Origin of the sequence: Hydrogenophaga sp., from assembly GCF_051007235.1 — a bacterium.
Classification (GTDB): domain Bacteria; phylum Pseudomonadota; class Gammaproteobacteria; order Burkholderiales; family Burkholderiaceae_C; genus Hydrogenophaga.
The window spans coordinates 1-1,629 of the sequence record NZ_JBPCSJ010000370.1; the positions used below are offsets into that span (position 1 = coordinate 1).

At 68.9% G+C, this 1,629-nt stretch carries 3 protein-coding genes; all 3 read left to right on the forward strand.

Annotation, left to right across the window (positions count from 1 at the left end; all coding sequences use genetic code 11):
- Positions 1-237 (forward strand): tripartite tricarboxylate transporter substrate-binding protein (locus ACR2JA_RS13245; RefSeq protein ID WP_434009546.1); only part of this gene is annotated, 237 nt, incomplete at its 5' end.
- On the forward strand, positions 237-1,163 hold the full coding sequence (gene xerD / locus ACR2JA_RS13250) for a site-specific tyrosine recombinase XerD (protein WP_434009547.1): 927 nt from the start codon (positions 237-239) through the stop codon (positions 1,161-1,163). The genes ACR2JA_RS13245 and xerD, both read left to right, overlap by 1 nt.
- A gap of 26 nt (positions 1,164-1,189) precedes the next feature.
- The coding region (locus ACR2JA_RS13255) for a hypothetical protein (RefSeq protein WP_434009548.1) at positions 1,190-1,629 on the forward strand (440 nt) is incomplete at its 3' end.

Sequence of the window (1,629 nt, forward strand, 5' to 3'; positions counted from 1 at the left end):
GTCAACCGCATGGCCTATTACGGCTTCATCGCGCCCAAGGGCCTGCCCAAGGACGTGACCGACAAGATCTACAACGCCACCCAGCAGGCGCTCAAGGACCCGGCCGTGCGCAAGCGCATCGAGGACACGGGCTCGCTGATCGTGGCCAACACGCCCGAGCAGTTCGCGACCCAGATCAAGGCGGAGTTCGAGGTCTACAAGCAGGTGGTGGCCAAGCAGAAGCTGAGCCTGGAGTGATGGACGCCGCCGCGCTGGCGCGCAGCGAGGCCAGCGCGGGCACCTTCATCGACGCCCTCTGGCTCGAAGAGGGCCTCTCGCGCTACACGCTGGACGCCTACCGGCGCGACCTCGTCCTGTTCGGCCAGTGGCTTGCCGCGAGCGAGGGCGGGGCCAAGGCCTTGCCCGAGGCGGGCGAAGCCGACATCAACGGCTACTTCGCCGAACGCCACGCCCAGACCCGCGCCACCACCGCCAACCGGCGGCTGACGGTGTTCAAGCGCTACTTCCGCTGGGCGCTGCGCGAGCGCCTCATCAGCACCGACCCCACCCTGCGCCTGCTGGCCGCGCGCCAGCCACTGCGCGTGCCCAAGACGCTGAGCGAAGCGCAGGTGGAAGCGCTGCTGAACGCGCCCGACACCGGCACACCGCTGGGCCAGCGCGACCGCGCCATGCTGGAGCTGCTGTACGCCAGCGGCCTGCGGGTGAGCGAACTGGTGTCGATCAAGACCTTCCAGGTCGGACTGAACGAGCACGTGCTGCGCGTGACCGGCAAAGGCAACAAGGAACGGCTGGTGCCGTTCGGCCAGGTGGCCGGGCAGTGGCTGCAGGCCTGGCTGGCGCAAGGCCGGCGCGAACTGCTGGGCGGCCAGCCCAGCGACGACCTCTTCATCACCGCCCGCGGCTCGCGCGCTGGCTCGGCCATGACGCGGGCCATGTTCTGGCAGCTGGTCAAGAAATACGCGCTGGCCGCCGGCATCACCGCGCCGCTGTCGCCGCACACCTTGCGCCATGCGTTCGCCACCCACCTGCTCAACCACGGCGCCGACCTGCGCGCGGTGCAGATGCTGCTGGGCCACGCCGACATTTCCACCACCACCATTTACACCCACGTGGCGCGTGAACGGCTCAAGGCGGTGGTGGCGCAGCACCACCCGCGGGGCTGAGTCCTGCCCCGGGCTATAAACCCGGCATGGACACCTTGCTGAACACCCCCGCCGCCCAGGCCGCACTGCTGGCCGCCGCGGGCGCACTGGCTTTCTGGCTCAAAGACGTGCCGGGGCTGCTCGTTTCCTGGCTCCGGCGTTTTGTCATCTCCACCCTCACGGTGGATTCGCGCGACGAGTTTTTGTTTTCCGCGCTGGTCGAATACATGGACGCACACCCCTCGCTGCGCCAGGTCAACCAGTTCACCGCGCGCAGCGTGCGCCAGGGCACGGCCTACCAGAGCCTGGAAGAAGACCTGCGCGCCGGCCAGGCGCCGCGCGCCTACCTCTCGCCCGGCGAAGGCCTGCACATCCTGTGGATCGACGGCCAGCTGGTCTGGATACGGCGCGAGCTGCAGGTGGCACAAAGCGTGTTCGAGCGCATCAGCCTGTCGCACTTCGGCCGTTCCGGCGACTGGCTGTCGGC